Origin of the sequence: Streptomyces endophytica, assembly GCF_026153355.1 — a bacterium.
Classification (GTDB): domain Bacteria; phylum Actinomycetota; class Actinomycetes; order Streptomycetales; family Streptomycetaceae; genus Streptomyces; species Streptomyces endophytica.
This window is the reverse complement of sequence record NZ_CP110636.1, coordinates 6395232-6417446: the sequence shown is the minus strand read 5'-3', so window position 1 is coordinate 6417446 and position 22215 is coordinate 6395232. Positions and strand designations below refer to the sequence as shown.

The 22215-nt window shown below is 67.7% G+C and carries 23 protein-coding genes and 1 pseudogene; 23 read left to right on the top strand and 1 reads right to left on the bottom strand.

Annotated features, from left to right (window positions below):
- The first annotated feature begins 15 nt into the window (after nt 1–15).
- From OJ254_RS28635 to OJ254_RS28525, 23 genes and pseudogenes are all read left to right on the top strand, one after another.
- The gene (locus tag OJ254_RS28635) at nt 16–480 is read left to right on the top strand and encodes a helix-turn-helix domain-containing protein (RefSeq protein WP_265364699.1); all 465 of its coding nucleotides are present in this window, start codon (nt 16–18) and stop codon (nt 478–480) included.
- Nucleotides 480–911, top strand: coding sequence for an HAD family hydrolase (locus tag OJ254_RS28630; RefSeq protein ID WP_265364698.1), 432 nt, complete (start codon nt 480–482; stop codon nt 909–911). Before OJ254_RS28635 ends, OJ254_RS28630 begins: the two co-directional genes overlap by 1 nt.
- Nucleotides 911–1144 carry an HAD family hydrolase gene (locus OJ254_RS28625; protein ID WP_265364697.1) on the top strand — a complete coding sequence of 78 codons (234 nt, stop codon included), beginning with the start codon at nt 911–913 and terminating at the stop codon, nt 1142–1144. The genes OJ254_RS28630 and OJ254_RS28625 overlap by 1 nt, the downstream gene beginning before the upstream one ends.
- Nucleotides 1141–3015 (top strand): hypothetical protein, encoded by a 1875-nt coding sequence (locus OJ254_RS28620; protein WP_265364696.1) that lies wholly within the window; start codon nt 1141–1143, stop codon nt 3013–3015. The genes OJ254_RS28625 and OJ254_RS28620 overlap by 4 nt, the downstream gene beginning before the upstream one ends.
- Nucleotides 3012–3968, top strand: coding sequence for a thymidylate synthase (locus OJ254_RS28615; protein ID WP_265364695.1), 957 nt, complete (start codon nt 3012–3014; stop codon nt 3966–3968). Before OJ254_RS28620 ends, OJ254_RS28615 begins: the two co-directional genes overlap by 4 nt.
- Nucleotides 3965–5695, top strand: coding sequence for a carbamoyltransferase family protein (locus OJ254_RS28610; RefSeq protein WP_265364694.1), 1731 nt, complete (start codon nt 3965–3967; stop codon nt 5693–5695). Before OJ254_RS28615 ends, OJ254_RS28610 begins: the two co-directional genes overlap by 4 nt.
- Entirely contained in the window at nt 5692–6744 is a 1053-nt protein-coding gene (locus tag OJ254_RS28605; RefSeq protein ID WP_265364693.1) for a glycosyltransferase family protein, read from the top strand. The genes OJ254_RS28610 and OJ254_RS28605 overlap by 4 nt, the downstream gene beginning before the upstream one ends.
- 96 nt (nt 6745–6840) lie before the next feature.
- Nucleotides 6841–7353, top strand: a complete 513-nt coding sequence (locus OJ254_RS28600) for a P-loop NTPase family protein (RefSeq protein ID WP_265364692.1) — start codon at nt 6841–6843, stop codon at nt 7351–7353.
- On the top strand, nt 7277–8230 hold the full coding sequence (locus OJ254_RS28595) for a class I SAM-dependent methyltransferase (protein ID WP_341483746.1): 954 nt from the start codon (nt 7277–7279) through the stop codon (nt 8228–8230). Before OJ254_RS28600 ends, OJ254_RS28595 begins: the two co-directional genes overlap by 77 nt.
- Nucleotides 8227–8991, top strand: coding sequence for a phosphotransferase (locus tag OJ254_RS28590; protein ID WP_265364691.1), 765 nt, complete (start codon nt 8227–8229; stop codon nt 8989–8991). Before OJ254_RS28595 ends, OJ254_RS28590 begins: the two co-directional genes overlap by 4 nt.
- The gene (locus tag OJ254_RS28585; RefSeq protein WP_265364690.1) at nt 8988–9644 is read left to right on the top strand and encodes a histidine phosphatase family protein; all 657 of its coding nucleotides are present in this window, start codon (nt 8988–8990) and stop codon (nt 9642–9644) included. Before OJ254_RS28590 ends, OJ254_RS28585 begins: the two co-directional genes overlap by 4 nt.
- Nucleotides 9641–10477, top strand: coding sequence for a phosphotransferase (locus tag OJ254_RS28580; RefSeq protein WP_265364689.1), 837 nt, complete (start codon nt 9641–9643; stop codon nt 10475–10477). Before OJ254_RS28585 ends, OJ254_RS28580 begins: the two co-directional genes overlap by 4 nt.
- A 35-nt stretch (nt 10478–10512) precedes the next feature.
- Nucleotides 10513–11508 (top strand): NAD-dependent epimerase/dehydratase family protein, encoded by a 996-nt coding sequence (locus tag OJ254_RS28575; protein ID WP_265364688.1) that lies wholly within the window; start codon nt 10513–10515, stop codon nt 11506–11508.
- Nucleotides 11509–11535: 27 nt separating this feature from the next.
- The gene (locus tag OJ254_RS28570) at nt 11536–12657 is read left to right on the top strand and encodes an adenosylhomocysteinase (protein WP_265364687.1); all 1122 of its coding nucleotides are present in this window, start codon (nt 11536–11538) and stop codon (nt 12655–12657) included.
- Between the two features lie 5 nt (nt 12658–12662).
- Complete coding sequence (locus tag OJ254_RS28565) at nt 12663–13229, top strand: NUDIX hydrolase (RefSeq protein ID WP_265364686.1); 567 nt, start codon at nt 12663–12665, stop codon at nt 13227–13229.
- A gap of 24 nt (nt 13230–13253) precedes the next feature.
- On the top strand, nt 13254–14033 hold the full coding sequence (locus OJ254_RS28560) for a 3-deoxy-manno-octulosonate cytidylyltransferase (RefSeq protein WP_265364685.1): 780 nt from the start codon (nt 13254–13256) through the stop codon (nt 14031–14033).
- 616 nt (nt 14034–14649) lie between these two features.
- Nucleotides 14650–14919, top strand: coding sequence for a hypothetical protein (locus OJ254_RS28555; RefSeq protein WP_265364684.1), 270 nt, complete (start codon nt 14650–14652; stop codon nt 14917–14919).
- A gap of 93 nt (nt 14920–15012) precedes the next feature.
- Nucleotides 15013–15684, top strand: a complete 672-nt coding sequence (locus tag OJ254_RS28550) for an ABC transporter ATP-binding protein (RefSeq protein ID WP_265364683.1) — start codon at nt 15013–15015, stop codon at nt 15682–15684.
- Nucleotides 15685–16027: 343 nt separating this feature from the next.
- On the top strand, nt 16028–17866 hold the full coding sequence (locus OJ254_RS28545) for a hypothetical protein (protein ID WP_265364682.1): 1839 nt from the start codon (nt 16028–16030) through the stop codon (nt 17864–17866).
- A gap of 625 nt (nt 17867–18491) precedes the next feature.
- Nucleotides 18492–19146: pseudogene (locus OJ254_RS28540) on the top strand (mobilization protein); the annotation flags it as partial.
- A gap of 732 nt (nt 19147–19878) precedes the next feature.
- The gene (locus OJ254_RS28535) at nt 19879–20853 is read left to right on the top strand and encodes a DUF6777 domain-containing protein (RefSeq protein ID WP_265364681.1); all 975 of its coding nucleotides are present in this window, start codon (nt 19879–19881) and stop codon (nt 20851–20853) included.
- A gap of 301 nt (nt 20854–21154) precedes the next feature.
- Nucleotides 21155–21412 carry a hypothetical protein gene (locus OJ254_RS28530; RefSeq protein WP_265364680.1) on the top strand — a complete coding sequence of 86 codons (258 nt, stop codon included), beginning with the start codon at nt 21155–21157 and terminating at the stop codon, nt 21410–21412.
- A complete protein-coding gene (locus tag OJ254_RS28525) occupies nt 21388–21684 on the top strand; it encodes a hypothetical protein (protein WP_265364679.1) in 297 nt (98 codons plus the stop codon). The genes OJ254_RS28530 and OJ254_RS28525 overlap by 25 nt, the downstream gene beginning before the upstream one ends.
- A gap of 26 nt (nt 21685–21710) precedes the next feature.
- On the opposite strand, the gene OJ254_RS28520 is transcribed toward OJ254_RS28525, so the two are convergent.
- Nucleotides 21711–22199, bottom strand: coding sequence for a hypothetical protein (locus OJ254_RS28520; RefSeq protein ID WP_265364678.1), 489 nt, complete (start codon nt 22197–22199; stop codon nt 21711–21713).
- Between the last annotated feature and the right edge of the window lie 16 nt (nt 22200–22215).

Below are 22215 nucleotides of genomic sequence, written 5' to 3'. Positions count from 1 at the left end.
CTGGAGCTGTTTGTCATGCCCGTACATTCACCGCCTGCCCTGCTGTCCCTCCTGACACCGAGGGAAACCGAGGTCCTGGGCCTTGTAGCTGATGGCCTGGGGAACAGCGAGATCGCGGCGCGCATCGGCTTGGCCGAGGACACCATCAAGGGCTACCTGCGCAGTATCCGGACCAAGCTGGGCATGAGCCGCCGCCCGGTGCTCGCCGACATGGCGTGTCGAGCAGGTCATGCAGCCCGGCCCAAGGGTGCGGAGGCCGTGCGGCCGGAGGTCTCCGATGCCGAGAAGACCACGCTCAGGCTGCTCGCCCAGGGGGCGGGTGCAAGGGAAGTCGCGAAAGCGCAGCTCATGTCGCACCACACCGCCAAGAAGCACAACCGGCAGTTGCTGGACAAGATGGGTGCCTCCGACGCCGTGCACGGAGTCAGCCTCGCCTGGAGCTGGCAATTCTTCAATGCCGATGAAGGAGCGCGAGCCTGATGGCGGCGTCCAGGCTCAGGCGTGCGCTCGTCCTCGACCTCGACGGAGTCCTGCTCGATACGCGGCCGGTTATGCGACAAGCATGGCGAGAGGTACGCGAACGCCACGGCATCGACGTGCCGTTCGAGGCGTACGAGCAGCACCTCGGCCGCCCCTTCGACAACATCATGGAAATCCTCGGCCTCACGGAGGCTGATCGTCTCCACGAGACGTATGCGGAGGCATCCCGGCGAGGCTGCGAGCTGGCCAGACCGTTCCAAGGTGTGGAGGAAGTGCTCCACGCATTCGCTGCCGCCGACTGGCTGCTCGGAGTCGTCACGTCCAAACCGTTGGACCGCGCCGCTCCACTGCTGGCTCGGCTCGGGTGTCCCTTCGCAGCGGTACGTACCCCAGCGGCCCCGGGCGGGGCAAGCCGGCGCCGGATCCCCTGATGCTCGCGCTTGTTGATCTCGCCACTGATCCCGCATCCGCGATGTTCGTGGGAGATATGGCCGTTGACCGCGAGTGCGCCCGGCGAGCCGGGGTGCCGTATGTGCACGCAGCCTGGGGCTACGGCGAGCCCGGCAGCCCGACACCTGAGATCGCGCGTGACCCGCAGGACCTTCTCCGGGTACTCGACACGAGCTGCGAGTCGGGCCCCTTTGTCGCAGGGAGCCTGTTGTGAGCATTGCGAAGCGAAGCGCTCTGGGCCTCGTCCGGACTTCGGTGGGGGAGCAGACCGTCTGGGCGCTCGTTGGGGAAGCGTCCCTTCGGCACATGACGGCTGCCTGCATCACCACACTGGAACTTGAGGCTTTGCCGGTCGATCGAACAGAGGTGGCTCGGCACGTCGACGACGTCATGTCCGCCTTGGAGGCGTACAGCTCGCGGCGCGCCGAGACGCCGGGTGGCGCCTCGTGGTTGTACGTGCAGTACGTTCCCGTACGGCGTCTGATCACGCAGCTGGTGCGGAAACTCCTGGCGCTGAGCGCGTGGCCCGAGTTCGCCGCGGCCCCCGGGCCCGTGACCGTGGCCCCGTATGAAGGGCTGCTTGGGCTGCGGGACAGCAGTTCCCGCGAGTACCGCGCCTATACCGTCACCTGGTCGGGCGTCGCGTATGCCCTTGGTGCGCCGGCGCCGTACAACCCGGAGCGCTCCGCCCGGCTGCGAAAGCTCACAACTGTTCGTCCCGACAGCCGTCTCGCAGGCACTCCGACACCTTCCGTCGCGCCCGCGTCTGAGGTGGTGGCGCTTTCCTGGTCATCCCGTCACGCGCAGACCCTGCTGCCGGTACTGGAGAAACTTGCCAGTCAAGGCCGATCGAGCGTGCTGATCGATATCGCCACGGACCCCGTGGAGCTCTGTCCCACCCCCGCGCACAGTTCCATCACCCTGCACCCAGGGCCCTCCGAAGCCCTGACCGCTTCCGGCACGGTGCCCGGATTGCGTCGGGATGTCGAAGCACCCGCTGGAACCGATGGTGTGGTCCACGTCGTTGCTCATACCGTTCGGTTGGATCGGCTGGAACGCCTCGCTGCCGCCCTGCTGGAAGGGAGCGGCGGCGGGTGTACCCAGCCGTCCTGGCGAGCCGTAGTGCGAGTGGAGGAGTGGCTCCAGGAGCTGCTCGACGCGGTACGCCCGCACACCGTGCTGCTGAGCAACGACACCAGCCCGCTCGGAGCGCTCGCCGCCCATACCGCGGAGCGGCATGGTGCCACCACCGTGAACGTCCAGCACGGGGCGTGGCTATCGGAGTCGGTCGCCTGGCCGGCCCTCCACAGCCGTCACATCGTTGTGATGGGTGACCGCGACGTTGCCCCGGCGAGGTCATGGGTTCGGCACCCCAAGGCGGAGATCCACGTACTGGGGCAGCCGCGCTTCGATGCGCTCGCCGGCCTCGGTCGCGAAGCACAGCGTCGCTATCTCCAGAAGCTGCTCGGCGCCGACAGCGAGCGCGGTCCGGTGCGGATCGCGGTGTGGGCCTGCCAGCCCTTCGGCCCTGAGCGCCTCCAAGCTCAGGCGGACATCATCCTCGACGGTCTGAAGGCGGCCCAGGGGCACTGGGGGCTCGTCATTGCCCCGCACCCAGCCCAAGGTGGCCACGTCTTCGACTGCCTGCTGCGAGGGAATCGAAAACCACCTGTGGCTGTGGCCGACCCGCGCGTCGGAGCGCGCGGCTGCCTGGCGGGGGCGGACGCCGTGGTGAGCGTGTCCTCCACATGCGGCATCGAAGCCGTACTCCTCGACGTGCCCGTCCTCGAATTGGACCGCCCCGGTGACCGCACGCTCGGTCTCGCAGGGCACGCCGTCGCGTATCGGTGCCGAACCGCTGCCGATGTCGCGGATGCGCTCGACCTCGTGAGCCGGGGAAGCGCCCGAGTACCGCGAGAAGCACGCGATGCGGTGTGCCGCTGGCGAGGCCACAGCGCTGCCGACATCGCCCAGCTCATCATCCGCCAGGCCGCGGCCGGCATCTCGCACACCGACCCAATCGAACGCCACCCCGCCGACGCCGAGTCCGGCCCGCCCCGGGGAGAGGGAGCCACCATCCGATGACGAACCTGACCGCCGACACCGTCGCCGAACTCTTCACTGGGGCCGTTACCTTGGCCAAGAGCGGGGAGAAGATCAGTCCGCGCGGGATGGCCACTCGTGAGGTCCTTGACCTCTCCATGCGCCTGATCCAGCCCCGGGCACGCCTCCTGTACGCGCCGCCCGCCCGCATTGTGAACCCCGCCTTCGCGGTGGCCGAGACCGTCTGGCACCTTTCCGGCTCCGACGCCCCGTGGATCTTCGACTACAACGCGCGGCTGCGGCAGTACGCCGACGACGGCATCCTCCGCGGCGCGTATGGGCCCAGGATGCGGAACTGGGGTGGGGAGGTCGACCAGCTCCACCGCGTCGTGGAGATCCTCAAGGACGACCCCGACTCCCGGCGGGCAACCATTCAGCTCTACGACCCTGCTCGCGATACCGCTGGCCACAAAGACGTCCCCTGCACACTCGGCTTCCGCTTCCACCTGCGTGGCGGACGACTGCACATGTCGACCACGATGCGTGGCCAGGACGTGTGGATCGGCATGCCGTACGACCTGTTCTTCTTCACCACGCTCCACGAGCTTGTCGCCGGCTGGCTGGACGTCGACCTGGGGGAGTACCACCACCACGTCGACTCCCTCCACATCTACGAGCGCGACATCGAGAAGGCCGACGCTTTGACCGATGCGGCAGTGAGTCCGGTGATGCCTGAACTGTCTACGGGATGGGAGGGGTTCGAGAAACTCCTCGACCAGGTTGAAGCCGGTGGCGAGACGGGGCACCCGGCCTGGGATGCCATGGCTGAGACGATGCGCAGCTACCGGCTGTGGAAGGGCGAAGAGCGCGAGCAGGCATGGCGTATCGCTGACACCATCGAGGGGCCGCTCGGCGAGGCCCTGACCGGCTGGTACGGCGAGCTGAATCGTCGCGTTGGCGGCACGCCGTCCTCCGCACCGGTGGGGACGAGGTGACCACCGCCGTGGACCAGGTTCCGTCCGTCGTTCTGGGTGTGTGCTCCTTCACCCACGACTCCGCCGCAGCCCTACTCATCGACGGCGAGCTGGTGGGCTTCGTCGAAGAGGAGCGCTTGTCCCAGCAGAAACACACCCGTGAGTACCCGCGTCAGGCCATCGGGTGGCTGCTGGGGGAGGCGGGCATCACGCCCGGTGACGTCGATGCCGTCGCGTACAACTTCCAACCCATCCGCTATCTCGCGGAGACTCCTGCTGCCCTGCGGATGGCTCTGTCGGGCACGACCCGCTCACGAGCCCTACCGCGTGCCGCAGGGTTCGCCAAGGTCGCCGTGCGTACCCGGCGTCGCCTACGGCTCCTCGCTCAGGACTTCCCTGACGCCCGCGTCACCCCCGTACTGCACCACCGCGCGCATCAACTGGCCGCGTTCACCGTGTCGGGCTGGGATGAGGCGGCTGTTCTCGTTGTCGACAGCCTCGGCGAGCGGCAGACCACCACTATCGCCCACGCTCACCAGAGCGCGCGTCCGCGGGTGCGCATGTTGGAGGCGCTCACGGACCCGGCTTCGCTGGGCTATGTGTACGGGGCGGTCACCGAGCATCTCGGCTGGCGGCGCGGCGACGAAGAGGGCACCGTCATGGCCCTCGCAGCACTCGGCGACCCCGCCCGATTCCGGCACGTCTTCACCCGCGCAGTCCGCACCACAGCCACCGGCTTCGCTCTGGACCCGGCGTACTTCCCGCCCCGCGTGCTCACCTCCGGCTATCCACGCACTGCCCCTCGGTTCGTCGCCGAGACCTGCTCGCCCCGGGATCCGGACGAGCCGGTCCAGGAGATCCACCAGGATCTGGCTGCCGCCCTCCAGGAGCGCACCGAGCAGATCATGATCCACCTCGCGCGCCGAGCCCGCTTGGTGAGTGGCTCGCGCAGGCTGTGCGTCGGTGGTGGCGTGGCCACCAACTGCGTCAGCATCGGACGGATCATCGACGCCGGCATCTTCGACGAGGTCTTCGTCCCGCCGGCTCCCGGCGACGCAGGCACGGCGATCGGCGCCGCTGTCGCCGTGCACACCGACAGCGGCAGCCGACGGCCCCTGTCCCGGATCGCCCGTACCTGCTACCTCGGCCCGTCCTTTCCGGAGCCGGAGCTGGACCTCACGCCGTGGCCCGGACTGAAGCAGAAGCCCCTCGGCACGGACGCCGCGGAGTTTCTCGCCGACCAGCTGGCCCACGGGATGATCGTGGGGCTGTTCCAGGGCCGCGTCGAGGCCGGCCCCCGTGCCTTGGGGAACCGTTCGATCCTCGCCTCGCCCCTCGAAGCCGGGGTGGTCGAGCGCCTGAACGCAACGGTGAAGTTCCGCGAGCCCTTCCGCCCGTTCGCCCCCATGGTCACCGCCGTCCGCGCCCGCGAGTTCTTCACTCTCGGCCAGGACGCCCCGTACATGTCCATGGCCTCCCAGGTGACCGACGCTGCCCGCGAGCGGATCCCTGCGATCGTCCACGCCAACGGATCCGCCCGTCTCCAGACCGTCACCGCGCCACAGAACCCGTTCATGCACCAGGTCCTGGAGGCGTTTGCCCGCCGTACGGGAGTCCCGGTCCTGATCAACACCTCGCTCAACGTCAAGGGAAAGCCCATCTGCGGCACCCCGGAGATGGCACTGGACTGCCTCGCGAATTCCGGGCTCGACGCCCTGCTGCTTGAAGGGCGGTGGATCACCAAATGAAGATCGGATACAGCTTCTGGGGCTTCCTCGGAAACGGAGTCACCGACACCCCCGACGGAGGCCGCAGCCACCGCCGACCCTTGATCGACGCGCTCCTCGGACGCGGCCACGACATCGTGTTTCTCCAGGCTGACCGCGATCACCTCGAAGCCGGGGACGACCTCGGCGGCGCGTACGCCTTCGACGCTGGCCTCCCGGACATCGACGTGCTCTTTCTCGAATGGCGCTGGCCCATCGAAGGACGCAACACCACTGCTTGCGGCACCCAAGGACATACCTGTGATCTCCACCGACAAGCGGAGCTGCTCCAGCACTACACCGTTCGCCGCCGTACCCCCACCGTGATCTGGGACAAGGACCGGCAACTGCGCGAGGACAACATCTGGCGGCGGAACCGGAACGTCGAGGTATGCGAGGCCGCCCTCACGCCCACCCCCGGTGCCCACCGCCTCCTCTTCCCCGTCGATGACGCGCTCCTGGACGGTGCCGACTCCATCGCCCTGGCCAGTAAGGACCGGAAGACGCCGCTCGGTTATGTCGGCAACCAGTACGACCGCGACGACGAGTTCGACCGTTTCTTCGCTCCGGCCGCCGCCCGCTTCGACCACCAGGTGGGCGGCAAATGGACCCGCACCGCGCGCTGGCCCCACATCACCTTCCTCGGCCGAATCCCCTTCGGCGCCGTCTCCCGGCTCTACAGCACCACCTTGGCCACGGTCCTGCTCCTGCCCGAGCGGTACGCCGCGGTCGGACAGATGACGCAGCGGATCTTCGAGGCTGTCCTGGCCGGTTGCCTGCCGCTGGCGCCGGCCGGCATCCGGCACGTCGAGCGGTTTGTGCCCGAGGACCTGGTGGTCAGGACCGGCGACCAAGTGATCCAGCGGATCGCCGGCCTTCAGAAGATCGCGGGCAGCCACCAGCACGCCGAACTGATCTCGGAGTGCATCGGCCGACTGGAGCTGTTCCGGCTCAGCCACCAGGTTGACGCGCTGGAGACCGTGCTGGACGTGATCACCACCGCCGCCTCGCCAAGGCAGGGGGCCGCATGATGGACCGCCTTGCATGGGCCGGCAGGCCCCGGTCATCCGTATGTGTTCCGGCGGCCGAGCCGTCCGGGCACCCGAGCACCTCTAGGCTGGAGCACCATGAAGAAGGTAGCCATCGTCGGCTGTGGAGGCAGCGGCAAGTCGGATCTTGCCCGCAAGCTGGCCAGGATCCTGGACGCTCCAGTGACGCATCTGGATGCCGCGTTCTACGACGACGAGTGGAACGCCCTGCCCATGGAGAAGTTTGCCGAGGTGCAGCGCGATCTGGTCGCGCAGCCGACGTGGATCATCGACGGCAACTACAACTCCACGCTGCAGATCCGTCTCGAAGCCTGCGACACCGTGGTGCTGATGGACGTCTCGACGCCGGCCGCACTGTGGGGGATCTTCTCCCGGCAGATCCGGCACGGCGCCGGACACAAGGGCAACGGGGTGCACAACCGCATCACCTGGGGCGTGATCAAGTACGTCGCGACGTACCGGCGCAAGATGCGACCGCGGGTCATGGCCAAGATCGAAGAGTTCGCCGCTGGGCATGCCGATGTGGTGTTCCTCACCAGCCGTCGGCACACCCGACGCTGGCTGCAGCAGGTCGCCGCCCAGCACACCTGAGGGCGCCGCGCCCCGAGCGGGGGTGCGGGTCGTGATCACCAACCCGTTTCTTGACCCTGACCGGCAGGGCGAGCTGTACGGCCACGCCGCCCGGCTGGCCAGCCGCTCCAGCGCGCTGATGCGGGCCAAGACCGCAGGCCGTCCCGTCCCCGAGACCATCGTCCAGCTCGCCCAAGCGCACCGAGCCAGGTCCGATCGCCGTATCGGCTTGGTAGCGGACATCGGATGCGGTCGCGGAAGCAGCAGCCAAGTCCTGGCCCAGCAGCTGAAGCCGCAGCGGCTCGTGGGTATCGACGCTTCTCCCGCCCTGGTAGCCGTCGCTCGAAGCCGCGTCAGCCACCGCTCCGGAACGCAAGTGGCGTTCCTCCAAGGGGACTTTCACCATCTACCTCTGCCCGATGATTCTTGTGAGCTGGCTGTTGCGGCATTCTGCCTCTACCACTCACCCGACCCTGGGCGAGCCATCGCGGAAATCGCCCGCTCCCTGGCTCCCGGTGGGCTCGCCGTGCTGGTAACCAAGGCGCTCGACAGCTACAGCGACATGGACACCCTCATCGCCGCCTCCGGTCTCGACCCGCGTGCCGAGCGGCACGAGAGCCTCTACGCCACCGCGCACGGCGGCAACCTCGCTGAGCTGGCCCAGTTGGCCCTGGACGTGGTGGCGGTCGAGCACGAGGAGCACGGCTTCGAGTTCTCCGGCCTCGACCACGCCGCCGAGTACCTCGCCACCAACCCCAAGTACGACCTCGCACCTGGTCTGTACGGCAACCCGGGCGCCCTGGCCGCCGCGCTCCATGAGTGGCACCCGGACAAGCCGATCACCGCTACCTCGGACATCACCTATGTCGTGGCCCGGTCGGCGGGAGGCCGGACGTGACGCCCTTCCACTTCACCAAGCACTACGAGACCCCGGCGAAGGCCGCTGCCGCTGCCCACCACTACGGGTGGCTCGCCACCCATGCGAAGCCGCTACGGCAGCCGGCGCTGACTGTGGTCGGGCCGACCAGCCTGACTTTTGAGCACATCGACGGCCGTCATGCGCAGAAGAAGGACCTGCTGTCCCTGGCTGCCCTCCTGGGCGATGCACACGGTGCTGCGTGGGCAAGTGACCTGCACGCAGCACAGCTGGACATGCCGCACGAACCCCGGAAGGACAGCCTTCTACCGGCTTTCCGTTCCTGTCGGGAAGTAGCGCTGCGCAACCGGTTGGAGAAGGGCTTTCTGCCCGACACCGCCGCTCTGCACGCGATGCTGACGCTGCTGGAGCGCTCCGCAGATGGGCCCGCCGCCTTCTACAAGGACAGCAACCCGCGGAACTTCCTGATTACCGAGGACGGCACGATCTTCAGCGTCGACACCGACGACGTCACCGTCGCGCCCTTCGGATACGACCTGGCCAAGCTGATCACGACGCTGATCATGACGCACGGCCCGATCGACCCACCCGGTATCGAAGCGGCTCTGAACAGCTACAACCATGCCGCCGCCCGGCATGACGCCCAGCTGGGGGCGACGAGCCGAGAGCGCCTCGGCGACTTCCTCGCACTGCACGCCGTACTGACCGCGCCGTACGCCGGGCGTCACGGCTACCACTACGGCTGGCTGCATCAGCGCCAACAAATCCAAGGCACCTCATGATCACCACAGAACTCGTCTTCGTCCGCCACGGCGAGGCTCGCTGCAACGTCGACGGCCGCGTCGGCGGACCCGCAACCTGCACCGGGCTGACGCGCCGCGGATACCTCCAGGTCCAGAGGGCCGCAGTCCAGCTGGCTGCCGAGCACCGCGCCCAGCCCTTCACCGCGCTCTACGCCGGCCCCCGACTGCGCCTGCAGCAGAGCGGGCAGATCCTCGGGCAGGCCCTCGGCCTGGAGCCCGTCGTTGAACCTGGTCTCGATGGACCCGTCCACGGTGAGGCCGACGGCAAGTCCTGGGACTACGTCAAGACCGCAGCGAACGGCGGACCGCATGCCCACCCAGACCAACCGTGGGCCGCAGGATCCGACACCTGGAACGGCTACCTCCAGCGAGCCGAGGCGTTTCTCCAGGACCTCATCGCCCGTCACGACGGGGGCCGAGTCGTGTTCGCCGCCCACGGCGAAACGATCCTCGCCGCACACGCCCTCCTGCTCGGACTCGGGCCGATGACGGAAGCCGGCTTCACCGTCTCCCACGCCTCCGTCACCCGCTGGCAGCACCACCACAACCGGCTCGGCCAGCGCCGCTGGATGCTCGACCGACACAACGACACCGCCCACCTCGCCGCATTAGCAGCGGGAGCGACGCCATGAGCACCGCCCACGACGATCCGCGCGTCCAACTCGCGCGCCAGACGGTCGGAGCTGTCAGCATCGTCGCCGACCCGACGCTCCCGCCCCACCTCCTGCAGCTCGTCGACACCAGGGGCAACACCTACTTCGCAAAGCAGCACAGAAGCCAGGCCCGATACGTCCAAGAGACACAGGCATACCTGACGTGGCGACACCATCTCCAAGACCACGCACCTGAGTTAGCGGGCCAGCAGGACTCGACGCAAACCTTGCTGCTCACCGCCGTTCCCGGTCAGAGCGGTGACGCACTCCCGCCTGGTTCGGACGAGGAGGAGCGGGCGCACCACGATGCCGGAGCTGCACTTCGAGCTCTTCACCAGGCGACGTGCCGTCGGAGCGCCGGCGACGCGGGAGACAAGCTGGCAGTCCGTCTCCGAAGCTGGGTTGCCAGGGCCGACCGCGCAGACCTCCTATCGGGCACCGAGCGAAACCTCCTCCTGCAGGTCGCGGTCGAGCTGGCCGGTACCTGCATGGACAGCGCCGTCTGCCACCTCGACTACCAGCCCAGGAACTGGCGCATCGGAGACGGCTTCTGGGCCTTCGACTTCGAGCACATGCGACGCGACGCCCGCATCCGGGACTTCGCCCGACTTGCTTTCCGCCACTGGCAGGCGGCCCCTCGATTGCGCGAGGTGTTCTTCATCGGATACGGCGGTCGCCTCACGGACACCGAACGACGGCTCCTGGAGCGGTTCGGTGCCATCGAAGCCGTCACCGCAATCGTCCGCGGCCACGAACAGGGCGACGTCCTCCTGAGCGCTCACGGCCGCACCGTCCTGTCCCAACTGAGCTGACCTCCCTACCCGCCAACCCACATCTGGAGAGTTCCGTGTCAGACACCCACTCCGCCGCAACCGCATCGAGCCCTCGGCGCGCGCTGGTGACCGGCTCGGCCGGCTTCATCGGATCCCACCTCGCCCACGCCCTGCTCCAGACAGGAACCACCGTCATCGGCGTCGATCGCCGCGACCCCGCAAGAGATCAGACGGCCGCTGTCAACATGGCCGCACTGCACGGTCTCCCTGGCTACATGCACATCACCGCGGACCTCCTCACCTGCGCGATCGACCCGCTCCTCATCGACGCAGACGTGATCTTCCATCTGGCAGGCATCCCTGGTGTACGGCCCTCATGGGGACCGCAGTTCAGTGAGTACGTCAACTCCAACATCCTTGCCACCCAGCGGCTCATGGACGCCGCCACCCGCATGCACGTCCCCCGGCTCGTCGTGGCCTCCTCCTCCAGCGTCTACGGGCCTACCAGCGGCGGCCCCAGCGTCGAAGGTGATCACCCCCGCCCGGCTTCCCCGTACGCGGTCACCAAGCTCGCCGAGGAACAGCTCTGCCTTGCTCACGCCTCCCGAGCCGACTGCCCCACCAGCGTCATCGCGCTGCGGTATTTCACGGTCTACGGCCCTCGCCAGCGCCCCGACATGTTCACCCACCGCGCCCTCCACGCCGCCATGACCGGGGAGCCACTGCGGCTGTACGGAGACGGCCACCAGCGCCGCGACTTCACGTACATCGACGACGCTGTCGCCGCCACCATCTCTGCTGCGGGTGCCCCCATCGACACGGGCATCGTCAATGTCGGCGGCGGAGCCAATGCCTCCTTGCTCGACGTGATCAACATTGCCAACCACCTCACCGGCCGAGAGATCCAGATCCACGGCGACAACGTCCGCAACGGAGACGTACTGACCACCCGCGCTGACCCTCGCCGCGCCCAGTCCGTACTCGGCTGGCAGCCGAAGGTCGACCTGCCCACCGGCATGCGCGCACAGATGCATGCCCTGACCCAGCCCGCGTATCGAAGGGCTGCCTGACCACCTGGCGACGAGAGAGGACTTGCTGTGGAGAGTCCAGAAAAGGCACGGCTGGACGCCTTCTTCCGACGAATCACCGAACGCTTCCCTGCCGCTGGTCAGGCCACCTCGCTGATCATTACGCACCTGCTCCCCGAGCGCCCGGCGTTTCTACGCGCGATGGCTCGCACGACCACCGTCGCCGCCGTTCTCCCCAAGCCCAAGTCGGTGACCGGAGAGGCTCTGGCAGAAGTCCGCCGCACATACGCCGTCCACACCCTCACCCGCGAACTGTTCGCCGATCCGACCAGTGCCCTGGAGTACCTCGAAGAAACCGCACCCGGTCGCGACGTCGTCCTCCTCGACATCGGCGGCTACTACGCTCCCAGCCTCGACACTCTGGTCGACAAGTTCTCCGGCCGCATCCTGGGAGTCGTCGAGGACACCGAAAACGGCCACCAGCGATACGTGGCGCTCGGCCAACTGCCTTGCCCCGTCTTCTCGGTGGCCCGCTCGCCGCTGAAGGACTGCGAGGACCACCTCGTCGGTCGGTCCATCGTCTTCTCCACGGAAGCCCTGGTGCGCACCCGAGGCGACATCCTCACCAGCCGCGACGCCTGCGTCATCGGATTCGGCAAAGTCGGCCGCAGTATCGCCCAGACCCTGCGAGCCCACGACCTGCGCGTCGTCGTCTATGACAACGATCCCGTCAAGCAGGTGCAAGCCCACGCCCAGGGCTTCCGCACCACCGCCACCTGCACGGAAGCGATCCACAAGGCCGGCCTCGTACTGTGCGCCACCGGCAACCTGGCCCTACGGCAGAGCGACTTCGCAGCCCTGCACAACGGCGCGTACGTCGCCTCGGTCACCTCCTCCGAGGACGAACTCGAACTCGATGCGCTCGACGACCTCTACCGGCGCACCCCAGCCGGGAATCAGCTGACTCGCTACGACGTGACCGGCCACTACTTCTACGTGCTCGCCAACGGCAACGCCGTCAACTTCCTGCATGGCGCGGCCGTCGGCACATACATCCACCTCGTCCAAGCCGAGATACTCGCCGCCACATCCGCACTCAGCCGGGGCACGCACGAACCGAGCCTCCACGAGATGTCCCCAGACGCCCGCCAGGCCATCGCCCGAGCCTGGCTCGACCACTTCACAAGGTGATCCACATGCCCCCGTCCGGCAGCCACATCCACCACACGACCGAGGCATACCTCAGGCGCCATCCCGACGAGCGGGAAGCGCTCAGGCCTCTTCTGGACGCCCTGACACGCCCGGAGGCCCCGACCAGCCGCAAGACCTACCCCGGCCACATCACCTGCAGCGCCATCGTGATCGACCGACACGATCAAGTGCTGCACATCCGCCACAAGATTTTGGACAAGGACCTCGCTCCCGGTGGGCACATCGAGCCCGCCGACACCGATCTCCCCAGTGCCGCCCTGCGGGAACTCCAGGAGGAGGCCGGCATCCCGCCCAGCGCCGTGGAGCCGCTGATGGGTTACGAAGGCATCCCACTCGACATCGATGTACACGACATCGCAGCCAACCCTGGCAAAGGCGAACCGGCGCACCAGCACTACGACTTCCGGTTCGCTTTCCGGCTTCTCGGCGAGCGGAAGATCCACCTTCAAGTCGAGGAAGTCACGGACTACCGGTGGCTGCCCTTCACCAAGGTCCCTGCACCGACCATCGCTGCCAAGCTCGCTCTCCTGCCGAGCTCCACCAGTCCCTGACCTGCCTATCGACCGGAGATCACCGTGGCCGCCACCACAACGAAGTCGAAGCACACCTCGCGCCGGCACATAGCGGTGATCCCATGCCGCTGGGGCGCCTCACGATTCCCAGGAAAGCCCCTCGCCATGCTCGGCGACAAGCCGCTGCTGTGGCACGTCCATCAGCGATGCCAGGAGGCCACACGGCTCGATGACGCCATCGTCGCGACCGACGATCACCGCATCGAAGAGACCTGCAGGCAGCTCGGCATTCGCTGCGTCATGACCGGCGAGCACGTCACCGGCACCGACCGTGTCGCCGAGTGCGCCCAGCACCTCGACGCGGATGCGTACATCAACGTCCAGGGCGACGAGCCGTTCATCGACCCGGCAGCGATCGACGCCGTCTCGGAAGCAGCGGCTCACCTCGACACAGCCACCCTGGCGGTCAACGCCTACACGCGCGTGACGGACGTGGCAGCGGCCATTGACCCCAACGTCGTCAAGGTCGTCGTCAGCGCGGACAACAATGCCCTGATGTTCTCCCGCCAGCCGATCCCGTACCCGCGGGGGCACTACCCTGCCTACCTCCGTCAGCTCGGGCTGTACGCGTTCATGGCCGAGGGGCTGGAGATATTCCGGAACCTGCGTCAGGGGCCGCTCGAACGTGCCGAGGGCGTCGAGATGCTGCGCTTCATCGAGCATTCGCGCAACGTGCGGATGCTGCCCGTGGTCGACGCCGGCCTTGCAGTGGACACCCCCGAGGACCTCGTCCGTGCGGACCTCCTTCTGGAACAGGCAGAGGCCAGCTCGGGCGCCCCCTGAGGGGGCGAGGAAACGGCGGTTGGCGGATTCCAACCGTTCAAGCTCGCGATGCGGCCTGCAAGCCAGGACACAGCCTTGCCTTCCGCGGCGCAGCCGCGGCCTTCACCACCCGCCGTTACCTCCCCGAACCCAACGACCTCTCATTCAGGCCGAATATTTCGAGACCTGCCGCGACCGGCAGATGAACGGAATGATTGCTTCAAGCGATGGCGTGAGTCCCACGAAAGATCGGAGTCCCCTTGTGATGTATGGAGAAGAGAAGTCCCTCGGAGCTCGCCGGAATGGGTGATTCGCCCTTGCGCGGGGCAGACTCAGGACGGCCGGTATGGATGTCGATGCGGGAGCCCGTAATTCCGCTTAGTGGTCTACGCAGGAACGCGTTCGAATCCAGACGGGAACGGTCACTTTGTAAACGCAATGGCCAGAATGTGACTTCATACTGCCTTCGCCGACTGTAAAGATCGTCAGCGTTCATCGCCCGCCGGCCTCTACCGGCGGGCGTCTGCACGACAACGGGAGACGTTCCATGAAGAGAACGGGCAGATTAGTGTCACGGGCAGCTGTGGTGGTCGCGGGGGTTGCCATAGCAGCAGGGTCCACCACCGCCTTCGCGGACATGGACCGGTACACGTCCGGTGCGCATGCGTGGCGTACGGCGGGCGGGTCCCAGGTCGGCCTGCAGGACACCAAGGGAGATGGCAACTCCGTCAAGGCTGAGTACAACCGCAACAACCCGAGCACTGAGTTGTACACACTGTGGAATCACAGTGGACAGGGCACCAAGGTGTACAGCAATCAGGGTGGCAAGGTGTGGGACATGCGAGTCTGCACCGAAATCGACAAGTGGCCGGACGACTGTTCCAACTGGTGGAGCGACGACCACTAAGTCATAACGGTCCGCTGTGACATCGCGCTGCCCGGGACGCTCTTTTGCCCGGGCAGCGCATTGCTGATTCTCTTCTCCTGAAAGGCAGATGGCGTGTCGGATGCGTTGCCCCTTGAGGTCCGCGAGCTGGGGTACGAGGTCGGGGGCCGACGCCTGCTCGACGGGCTCGAACTTGTCGTGAGCGCTGGCGAGTCCGTCGCGGTCATGGGCCCTTCAGGTTCCGGGAAAAGTACACTCCTTTCCATCCTTCTGGGGCTCGTTCGCCCTGATGCCGGATCAGTCATGATCGCTGGAAGTGATGTCGTCACTTTGCGAGGTCGCCGCCTGGCAGAGCACCGCAGGAAGCACATGGGGATGGTCTTCCAGTTCGGGGAATTGCTGCCCGAACTCTCTCCGGTGGAGAATGTGGCGTTGGCCGCTCTGCTGGACGGCGCGGATCGCGACCGTGCCTATGGCGAGAGCCGCAAACTTCTGGATGAACTTGGTGTGCCCGTCACTGACACCGCCACCAGTGAGCTGTCAGGCGGTGAACGCCAACGAGTAGCCGTGGCTCGGGCGCTGATCGGTAGCCCCGCGCTGCTCCTGGCGGACGAGCCGACCGGTGCACTTGACGAGGCATCGCGTGACCATGTGGCAGACACGCTGTTCGCCGTACCCGCCGCCCGCGGGTGCGGGCTGCTCGTCGTCACCCACGACCCCGCTGTGGCAAACCGAGCCGACCGGGTCATGCAGCTGGAACAAGGGGCCCTGGCAGGTGCGCGATGAAGCGTGGCCAGATCCACCACATGCTCCGCATCGGCCGGGCAGCCGGGCGGACCGCCGAAGGCGGCCGGGCCCGGTTCTGGGCGCTGTTGGCCGCAACCGCGGTCGTCGCCGTCGTGCTGTGCTCGCTGGTCGCGACCGCTGCGACGTGGGAGGGGCGCGAACAGCGCGGCGCGGCGCGCGTACCCACCCTCGCGGATCACGGGCACCAGGCATCGGCGCTGTGGAGTCGGTACTGGGACAGCTATCAAGGGCGCCAGTTCACCGTGGTAGTCATCGCCCCCTTGACCAAGGATGCGCCGTTGCCGCCCGGCCTCGCGCGCTGGCCGGCCCCGGTGAGGTGTTCTTGTCGCCGGCGCTGGCCGAGGGGCCCGCCAGTGAGGACTTCACCCACCGGTACGGCACCACCGTCGGCACCGTCTCCGCCGAGGGGCTGGCATCACCGGGCGAACGGCTGGCTTACGTGCGTCCCACCACGGCGATGCTGGGCACAGCACGGATGGAGGGGATCACCGGGTACGGAGGCCCCGGACCGGTCTTCGGCGACCTGCGGATCGTCGGCCCCCAGTCATCCATGCTGGCCGTCATCGGCGTACTGCTGGGACTTCCGGCTCTGGGGCTGGCGGCAGCCGCGGCCAGGATGGGCGCTGCGGGACGGGACCGTCGTGATGCTCTGCTGCACACTCTCGGTGCCGGCCGGGCCGCACGCGCCTGGATGGACATCGGGGCCGCGGTCCGGCCCGTGTGCATCGGCGCTGCTCTCGCAGCCCTGTTCACCCTTCCGTTCCTGCTGGTCGATGTCCAACTGCCCTGGATCGACTACACCCTGTACGCCACGGACCTGCGTCGCGTGGGCGTGACGCTGGCAGCTGCCGTCACCGTCTCCGCCCTGGGGATGCTCGCACTGATCCTGTTGTTGCGTCCTGCTGCCGCGCGGAAAGGGGCATCCACAAGACCTCGTGCGGCAGGCAGCGGTCTGCTGCGACTCCTGGCCCTCGGGTCCTGTCCCGCTTTTCTTGTCCTGGCTCTGACGTCGAGGTCCGTCGGTGCGCAACGCTCCGCGGCGGCCTATCTGTTCGCGGTCGTCGGCGTGTGGGTGACGCTTCCCTGGGTGATCGGCTGGGCCGCGTCACGGATCAGCAGGCGGGCAGCGAAGTCGCCTCACCACAGTGGCGCCCCGGCGCGCCTGATCGCCGCCCGCACCACTGCGGCCCGACCGGGCATGGTGGTCCGTCTGGTGGCCGCAATGATCATCGCCATCGGCGTCATCGGCCAGACGCAGATCATCACCAGTCTTCTGTTCGCCCGCTCCGGAGACGAGGAACAGCTGAACTCCGCGCAGGGCCGGAGCATGGCGCTCGTACAAACGTCGGCGACCCGGCTCACCGACGCCTTCACCGCCGCACTGCCCGAAGGGGCGCACACGGTCGCCATCGGCACCGGAAACATCCAGCCCGACGGTTCCAGCGCCAGCCGAGTCCTCCAAGCGCCGTGCAGCGACCTCCGTGCCCTCCAGCTCCCCTGCCCTCCCGCTGGACAAGAGGCCACAGTGCCGTACGGGGAACTCGACAAGCGCCTCAGAGTCTCCGGCTACCAGACGTTCGGCCAGACTCCCGCTGCGGTGCGCACCGGTCCCGTCAGCGCCATCAACCGTGCCGACGGTCTACAGGCCGTCGTCTTCACCGACCTCGACAAGCCCATGGATATCCCGGCCGTCAAACGTGCCGCCCACCTGCACCTGAGCGTGAAGGCACTCACCGAGCCGGTGGCAGAAGACGGAGCCAAATCCTTCACCGTCGGCTATCAGTCACGCTGGATTCCCTTCCTCGGCACCATCGGCACGCTCGTTCTGCTCACCGCCATGGCACTCGCCGCCCTCTCGGAATTTCTGCGGTTCGCGCAGACACTGGCCCCAATCACCGTGCTCACCGGACGCAGTCAGGTCTTCCACACGACGGCGTTCTGGTGCCTCGGGGTCCCGCTTCTGGGCGCTGGTGCCGTCGGCGCGTTCGTTCACGTCGTCCTGGTCCAGCCCGTCACCGGAGGAGAAAGCGGAGCAACCCTGTCATGGGACCTCATCACGGCCGTCCTGACAGCAACGGGCCTCCTGGCCGCAGCTGCAACAGCTGCGGGCGGTTCCACAGCCGCACGACGTGCACTGGCGTGGCGGCCCCGCGCCGACTGACCGAAACAGCTGCTGACCCCTATGAGCGTTGCCACGGCCCTACGACCACCCGCTCACGCCGCACCACGGATTGGACGGATCAGACGGGTGGTGTCGGATGGAGACTTTCTTTGGCGCCCACCGCTCAGTGCTCCTATGGGCGAGCTTCGCATCGGAGCCATGGTGCGCCGGCAGGCCGGACGAGCGGAGCGGGCGTAGGCGGGCGCGGGGAACGCATGCCTGCAGACAGCCGACCATTCGAGAAGCAGAGAGGGAAGGGAAGGACAGGCGGGGGAGAGACGGCAAGATGTGTCGGACGGGCGCCTGCGACAACGCGGTGCCCGTACATGTCGCCGTTCCGTGAACCGTGACAACTCGACGCCGTGACCCACGCCGCCGAAGCAGCCCAGTCTGAGGACTGCTGGCTTCATCGCCGACGCCGCAGTTGCGGTCGCCCAGGCCCAAGGCGGACCGAAACCCTGGCTGTTGGACCAGCGCGGCCGGGTGGAGGAACTCATGGCCGCCAGCGCACAACTCGCCCGCGTCGGCATAAACCTTGTACCAGGCGGTGGCCCGTGTTCTGCGGGCCGCTGCCCGGGGCGAGGAGGCAGCCACTGAGATAGTGCGGCGATGACAGTGGTGCCCGGTCTCCACCGGCGGCCGTACCTACTACGGGCTACTCGCCTACCTCTCTACGTGCCCGGCCGTCGGGACGAACACACTGACCCCCACCTGGTCGCCTCCTGGATGCCGAGCCTGCCTGCCCCCGACCCGGGACGCGACCCGACCGCCACCCTCAAGCAGCTCACAGACCGCCTCGACCTCCCCGTCCTCGCCCTGCCCAAGTACCGCCGACCGGCCCGCCACGTCTGGCACTGCCCCGTCCGCACGACCCACGGCGACCGCCATCTGACCGACGCCGAATGGGCAGGGCCAAGGTTGCCCGACACATCGTCCACGCCACCGGCATCGCGGAAGAGGGTGACGACAGGGCATGCCGCTGGATCGGCGTAAGCCATGCCGACGACCACATTCGCCTCGTCGCCACCCTCGTCCGCGCAGACGGCCGCCGCCCACGCCGCCACAACGACGGCATCCGTGCCCAGGCCGATTGCCGCAAGATCGAAGCCGAATTCGGCCTGCTAATCCTCAACGAAGGAGACCGCACCGGCGCACAGCGACCCACCAGCGGGGAACGAGCCAAAGCCGAACGCGCCGGACGCACAGAAACGGCCCGCGAGACCTTGCACGAACGCGTCCGCCAGGCTCTTTCCGGAGTGGCGGGCGAAGAGGAGTTCTTTCTGACCCGAGCCGACTACATGGCGATAATCGGCGAAGGCATCACGGAGGGGAACGCCTTGCCCGGGGGGCTCGCGGCGCCGGCCGCCCACAGGCCGAGCGCGGCGACCACGATCATGGTGACGATGCTGGCCAGGGCCGTACCGAGCGCATGGGCCCAGGACCGGAGCGGGTGGCGGGCTCCAGACGGCTACCGGGCCGGGGGTTCGGCGGATGCGGGATCTCGTAGCTGGCTCACGCTGCCTCCCCGCCTTACGGTCACCTCACCGCGATCGCGGATCCAGAACATCCACAGCTTCCCACGCATACACCCTCCACCGTAAGCGCGCCGTGTGGCGTAGCGCGTGCGAAAAGTGGCGCCTCGGGGGACACAATGATCTAAACATCGATAGATACGGGCAAAATTCGCATCGTCGGATGGCCCACGCGCCGGAAGAGGAACCCGACCCGTGACATCTTCACCGCCGCCTGACAGCAACCCGACGGGGCCGCCGTCGGGCCCGCTCTCCGGCCGCCCGCCGTCCGGCGCTAAGTCAGGTACGCCGACCGGCCCCTCGCACGAGCCGCCACAGGCGGGCTCGGGGCCCTGGTGGCGCCAGTTGAAGCCGTCCCGCCCCGGGCCGCCTCCCCCGCCCGGTGGCCCCGGCGGCCACGGCGGCGCAGGGGGCGGCGGCGCAGGGGGCGGTCAGCCCTGGTGGCGGTCCGCGCCACGGATCGCCATCATCGCGGCGGCCGTGGTCGCGGTCGTGATCGTGGTGGTCGTCCTCACCCGGCCGGGCGGAGGCCAGACCGAGGTGTTCGCCGAAACGGCCAGCTCTACCGGTCAGAACCCGGTCACCCGGTCGTCGGCGAACGAGTCCGCGCCGTCCTCGTCCGCCACGCCCACGAAATCGCCCGGCGCCACGAACAGTACGGTCTCGGGCGACACCGCCGGCCTCTACGGCGGCACCCAGAACAACGCAAGCTGTGACGTCCAGAAGCAGATCAGCTACCTCCAGAGCGACCCCGCCAGGAACCGGGCGTTCGCCGGTGTCCTCGGCCTCCCGCCGAACACGGTCCCCACCTATCTGCGGTCGCTGACGCCCGTGCAGCTCGCCTACGACACCCGGGTCACCAACCACGGCTACAAGGACGGCAAGGCATACGACTTCCAGTCGGTGCTCCAGGCCGGCACCGCGGTTCTGGTCGACCAGTACGGAGTGCCGCGGGTGCGCTGCAAGTGCGGGAATCCGCTCACTGACCCGCAGCAGGTGAAGGACATGAAGACCGTCGGCAGGAAGTGGCCCGGCTACAACGCCCGCAACGCGGTCGTCGTCCAGCGGTCGAAGACCCCGATCCAGGAATTCACCCTGCGCGATCCGAAGACCGGCCAGTGGTTCAAGCGCCCCACGGGCGACGATGGCAGCAACGACCGGCCGACGCCCCCGCCGACCGAAACGCCCAGTGGGCCCATCTCGTCCCAGCCGCCGTCCTCCGAGCAGCCGCCCGGCGAGACCCCGACCGGCTCCACCGGCACCGCGCCGTCGGAGAGCGGAACCACCGGCACCACGGGCAGCGAATCTCCGTCGGAGACGGGCGGAGATACCCCCACCGGCGGCGAGGTGACCCCCTCCACCACGGAAGGCAGCACGTCCGGTAACGAGTCCACCACCGGCGAGACCACGACGGGCGGCGAGACCACCACCGGCGGAAGCCAGAGCGCACAGTGATCTGACGCGCCACCTGACACGAGAGGGCACCCGCCGCGGCGGGTGCCCTCTCGATATCGAAAGGCGCAGCCTCCTCGGTGGCCCGCTCGGCGCGCGCCACGACATCGGCAGGGGGCACGGCCACGGGCCGGTTGCGCAGGACGATGGCGCACGGCTCGTCGTCCTCGGCGGGGCCAGGCACCTCTCTGCACCAAGCCGTCGCTGGGCGGTACCCGATGTAGGAGTCGACGACCGAGAGGAGCGCACCCCCTCCGCAGATGCGATCGAGTTACTCGGCCTCAGCCCGTGCCAGATCAGGCTCGTGAGCGCGGTGCACGAGGCCCGGCACGTCGTGGTCGCCGACACCGTGGGCGCGTTCATCCACCACGCCCAGGTCACCAGCTCCGAGCACTTCGGGGAGGGCGACGTGGCCCACGTGGACCTCGAAATGCCCGGCGCCGCCGAAGTGCTGTTCCCTGAGCACCTGATCATCCTGGCCGCCGACTTCCAGGCGTCGTTCTTCTGGCCCGCGGCCGCCGGTTCATGTTCACGAACATGGCCACGCTCAACCGCGCCCTGAACATGCTCGCCGCCGGCGACCACGGCATCGTTGCCGAGCTGCGTGAGCGGTGGCAGCGGCCCGACGTCCGGGTCCAGGACGCCGCCCCGCCCGTGGCGAAGATCCTGGCCCGACACTGGTCGACGGTGCTGCGCATCGCGTACGACCTCGCCCCCGTCGGCGTCCTGTACGACCACGAACTGCGCACCCACCTCAACAGTGGGCCCGATGAACTGCGGATCAAGGCCCGCGAGGGCTTCCAGCAGGGGAAATCCCGGCGCTCTGGACTCTAACGGCGCCAGTAGCCAAACGAGAGACATTACCTGCGGGTCAAAATGAGGGCGACTGCGATGGCGATCAGAACGATCGCCATAAACTCTACTGTCAGCGCCCCAATCAACATCCTTGCTTTACAGTCGTTACGCTTCCTGAGCTCGGCAAGAATATTCGTTTGTGTGTTATATAGCTTCAAGGCGACGGCGTTCGGGTTCTGCTCATCCCAGTCATGCTGGGCAAGGTCAGACAGGTGCTTGGTGGAAACTATTGGCTGACCCGCCGGAAGATTGGCGAATAGTGCAAGGGATGCGGCAACTACAAAGAGAGCGAGTGCGGCCGTTGACAGATCGAAGCTGACCGAGGTGATGGCAAAAGTCTGGGTGCGCGTTCGAAGGGCAGCCATTGCAAGCTGCAGGGTCACCAGTGCACCCGAGGTTGTGATCACTAGTGCCGCGCGTTGTTCGAGTGAGGTTTTACGTGAGCGTTCAGCGCTGGTCTGATCCTCGACTAGGCTCAGATGCAGCGACGCCACTCTCTCTGGATATTCC

Excerpts from the sequence above, each read along its gene's own strand:
- OJ254_RS28635 (WP_265364699.1), top strand. The coding sequence starts at position 16 with ATGCCCGTACATTCACCGCCTGCCCTGCTGTCCCTCCTGACACCGAGG.
- OJ254_RS28630 (WP_265364698.1), top strand. The coding sequence starts at position 480 with ATGGCGGCGTCCAGGCTCAGGCGTGCGCTCGTCCTCGACCTCGACGGA.
- OJ254_RS28625 (WP_265364697.1), top strand. The coding sequence starts at position 911 with ATGCTCGCGCTTGTTGATCTCGCCACTGATCCCGCATCCGCGATGTTC.
- OJ254_RS28615 (WP_265364695.1), top strand. The coding sequence starts at position 3,012 with ATGACGAACCTGACCGCCGACACCGTCGCCGAACTCTTCACTGGGGCC.
- OJ254_RS28605 (WP_265364693.1), top strand. The coding sequence starts at position 5,692 with ATGAAGATCGGATACAGCTTCTGGGGCTTCCTCGGAAACGGAGTCACC.
- OJ254_RS28600 (WP_265364692.1), top strand. The coding sequence starts at position 6,841 with ATGAAGAAGGTAGCCATCGTCGGCTGTGGAGGCAGCGGCAAGTCGGAT.
- OJ254_RS28595 (WP_341483746.1), top strand. The coding sequence starts at position 7,277 with ATGCCGATGTGGTGTTCCTCACCAGCCGTCGGCACACCCGACGCTGGC.
- OJ254_RS28585 (WP_265364690.1), top strand. The coding sequence starts at position 8,988 with ATGATCACCACAGAACTCGTCTTCGTCCGCCACGGCGAGGCTCGCTGC.
- OJ254_RS28580 (WP_265364689.1), top strand. The coding sequence starts at position 9,641 with ATGAGCACCGCCCACGACGATCCGCGCGTCCAACTCGCGCGCCAGACG.
- OJ254_RS28565 (WP_265364686.1), top strand. The coding sequence starts at position 12,663 with ATGCCCCCGTCCGGCAGCCACATCCACCACACGACCGAGGCATACCTC.
- OJ254_RS28555 (WP_265364684.1), top strand. The coding sequence starts at position 14,650 with ATGGACCGGTACACGTCCGGTGCGCATGCGTGGCGTACGGCGGGCGGG.
- OJ254_RS28525 (WP_265364679.1), top strand. The coding sequence starts at position 21,388 with ATGGCCACGCTCAACCGCGCCCTGAACATGCTCGCCGCCGGCGACCAC.